The organism is Mesorhizobium sp. M7A.F.Ca.US.006.04.2.1 (assembly GCF_004022915.1).
In the GTDB taxonomy this organism is placed as follows: Bacteria; Pseudomonadota; Alphaproteobacteria; order Rhizobiales; family Rhizobiaceae; genus Mesorhizobium; species Mesorhizobium ciceri.
Genome location: NZ_RZQA01001088.1, coordinates 1 through 1,788, shown reverse-complemented (window position 1 = coordinate 1,788; position 1,788 = coordinate 1). Strand labels below are relative to the sequence as shown.

Sequence of the window (1,788 nt, the reverse complement as noted above, 5' to 3'; positions counted from 1 at the left end):
GCCAAATGGCGCGCGGTGATCGACATCGATATGGCCAAGGGCGTCCCTTCGGCGACCTCGATCGGCTCCAACGCTCATGCGCTCGCCCGCTATGCCGCCCTCTGCCAGGAAGCCGGCATCGTGCCGATCGTCGAACCGGAGGTGCTGATGGACGGCGCCCACGACATCGACACTTGTTACGACATTTCGAAGGCAACGCTGATCAAGCTCTATGACGAGCTCCATGCGGCGCGCGTCGTGCTGGAAGGCACCATCCTGAAGCCCAACATGGTGCTGGCCGGCAGGAAATCGGGCAAGGTGAGCAGCCCCGAAGAAGTCGCCGAAAAGACCATAAAACTGTTCCGCGAGACAGTGCCGGCAGCGGTGCCGGGCATCGCCTTCCTTTCCGGCGGCCAGGAAGACGAAGAGGCGACCGCCAATCTCAACGCCATCAACGCCATCGGGCCGCACCCGTGGAAGCTGACCTTCTCCTATGGTCGCGCGCTGCAGGCCGCGCCACAGAAAGCCTGGAGCGGCAAAGCCTCGAACGTTGCCGCCGGCCAGGCCGCCTTCACCCATCGCGCCCACATGAACCATCTGGCAGCGCTCGGAAAATGGAAAGCGAGCCTGGAACAGGCTGCCTGATCACAGTCCTTTCTTCCTCCTTCGAACCCGGGCCGATGCGCCCGGGTTTTTTGTTTGTGACTTGCAGGGCTTGGGGCGGAGCCTCTCCGTCCTTATTTCCTCTCCGGCGATGTCGGATTGCGCCCATCCCCAACGTCCTTGGGATGACATTCAGGGAGAGGTTCATGCATCGCAACAAGATCGTTTCGCGCGAAGACTGGTTCCAGGCGCACAAGGCACATCTGGCGCGCGAGAAGGAACTGACGCGGTTTCGCGAGCGGATCGCCGCGGAACGGCGTGAACTGCCCTGGCTGAAGATCAGGAAAGACTATGTCTTCGAGACCGAACAAGGGCCAAACAGACTGACCGACCTGTTTGGCACTAACAGCCAGCTGATCGTCTATCACTTCATGTTCGGGCCGGGCTGCACCCATCATTGCGAGGGCTGCTCATTCCTTGCCGACCATATCGACGGCGCCAATCAGCATCTGCGGCATCACGACGTGTCGCTGGTCGTGGTTTCGCGCGCTCCACTGGCGGAACTTCTGCCTTACAAGCAGCGCATGGGCTGGAAGTTCGACTGGGTGTCGTCCTATGCCTCGGATTTCAACTTCGACATGCAGGTCTCCTTCACCGACAAGCAGATCGCCAACGGCTGCACCACCTACAATTTCGAGACCCGTCCACGGACATCGAAGGAGCTTCCCGGCACCAGCGTCTTCTACAGGGACGAGGCCGGCGACATCTTCCTGACCTTCATGTCGCGCGCCCGCGGCGGCGAGGCGCAGATCGGCGCCTACGACTATCTCGACATGACGCCGAAGGGCCGCAACGAGAACGGCCCCTATCACGGCCTGATGGATTGGGTGCGGCTGCACGATGAATATCAGGGCAAGCAGGCGGGGCAGGCGAGTTGCTGCGATTGAAGATCGTTCCCGTCGGCCAAAACATGCGCTAAGGCTGCCGCTGATCGTATAACGGTACTGCCATGCGCTTCCCGGCCCTACTCACCTGGCTCGCCTTCCCGGTCTATATCTGGCAAGGCCTCGGCGTGCGACGCCGCACCACGCGCATGCTGCCGGCGCAAGGGCCGGTCATGCACGAAATATCAGGCGCAGCACCGGCAATCTCGCTTCTGGTGCTGGGCGATTCCTCCGCCGCTTCGGTCGGCATCGACAATTCGGA

Annotated in this window: 2 protein-coding genes and 1 pseudogene; all 3 read left to right on the top strand. The window is 61.7% G+C overall.

Annotated features, from left to right (window positions below):
• The coding region (locus EN925_RS34540) for a class I fructose-bisphosphate aldolase (RefSeq protein WP_128337303.1) at positions 1 to 624 on the top strand (624 nt) is incomplete at its 5' end.
• 164 nt (positions 625 to 788) lie between these two features.
• Positions 789 to 1,529 carry a thioredoxin family protein gene (locus tag EN925_RS34535; protein WP_127370124.1) on the top strand — a complete coding sequence of 247 codons (741 nt, stop codon included), beginning with the start codon at positions 789 to 791 and terminating at the stop codon, positions 1,527 to 1,529.
• Between the two features lie 62 nt (positions 1,530 to 1,591).
• Positions 1,592 to 1,788, top strand: a pseudogene (locus EN925_RS34530) (SGNH/GDSL hydrolase family protein); the annotation flags it as partial.